This window comes from Pseudoalteromonas sp. 1181_04 (assembly GCF_052850545.1).
The window spans coordinates 1-409 of sequence record NZ_VXCS01000103.1; the positions used below are offsets into that span (position 1 = coordinate 1).

A 409-nucleotide genomic window follows, 5' to 3' on the forward strand; every position below is an offset into this window, starting at 1 on the left:
TATTGTACCGTCGTTTAGTCGCCCGTCAGTGAGTAATGATAATCCCTATTCGGAGTCATTATTTAAAACGTTAAAATATCGCTCAGACTACCCAGAAAAGCCATTTGCAGAAATAAGCACAGCAAGAAAATGGGTGGCAGGGTTTGTAGATTGGTACAATAACGAGCATTTGCACAGCGGTATAAAATTTGTCACGCCAAATCAGTGTCACTTAGGTTTAGATAAAGAAATATTAGCCAAGCGCCAGCAGGTAAACGATGCGGCTAGATTGAATAACCCTGGTCGTTGGTCAGGAAAATCACGCGATTGGTCAATAATTAAGGAAGTAAATTTAAATCCTGAGAAAAAAGAAGAAATGCGGGTGGCATAAAATTTAACTTGAGGCGACAACTAACTTGAAAAACTCCGC

General features: G+C 39.9%; 1 protein-coding gene. It reads left to right on the top strand.

What is annotated here, in order from left to right; all coding sequences use genetic code 11:
* On the top strand, positions 1–370 hold a 370-nt coding region (locus FW757_RS23215), incomplete at its 5' end, for an integrase core domain-containing protein (RefSeq protein ID WP_446441793.1).
* Between the last annotated feature and the right edge of the window lie 39 nt (positions 371–409).